The sequence below is a fragment of the Arhodomonas sp. KWT genome (assembly GCF_010993615.1).
Genome location: NZ_WNXE01001120.1, coordinates 1 through 525, shown reverse-complemented (window position 1 = coordinate 525; position 525 = coordinate 1). Strand labels below are relative to the sequence as shown.

The following is a 525-nucleotide window of genomic DNA, read 5'->3' as shown; positions in this document are numbered from 1 at the left end:
AGCAGTGAGGGAGGCACACGGTGCCGATATCGGTCGTAACCTTAGCCTCCCCCAAAGCGGGTGTCAACGCCGCAGCGAAGGCGTTCCAGCCCGCCGCCGGCAACCGCGAGAGCAGCCCGTCCCCGAGCGTGGAGCCACCGAGCGCGTGATGTCATTCCCCCCCATCCTCGCCGGGCCCGGCTCCCGGGCCGAGACCGCGCTCGCGGCCGCCGTCGCGGCGGTGGCCGTGATCCTGCTCGGCGCCGAGGCGGTACTGCTCGGCTGGCAGCTCTGGCCCGGCGATACCACCGCCCCGCCGCCGGAACCGGCGGCACGGTCGGCACCCGGCGCAACGGCCAGGGGCATCACGGACACCGACGCCGTCGTCGACGCCCACCTGTTCGGGCGCGCACGCGACGCCGCCGCCACGCCGTCCCGCGACGCGCCACCGACCCGGCTCGACCTCACCCTCCACGGCGTGGTCGCCGGCCCCAGCGAGGACAGCGGCCTGGCGATCATTGCCGCCGGCGGCGGTGACGAGCACCT

At 75.4% G+C, this 525-nt stretch carries 1 protein-coding gene; it reads left to right on the top strand.

Annotated features, from left to right (window positions below):
- Positions 1-148 precede the first annotated feature (148 nt).
- Positions 149-525, top strand: a 377-nt coding sequence (locus tag G7A99_RS24470) for a type II secretion system protein N (RefSeq protein WP_305792379.1), incomplete at its 3' end; no start/stop codon positions are given.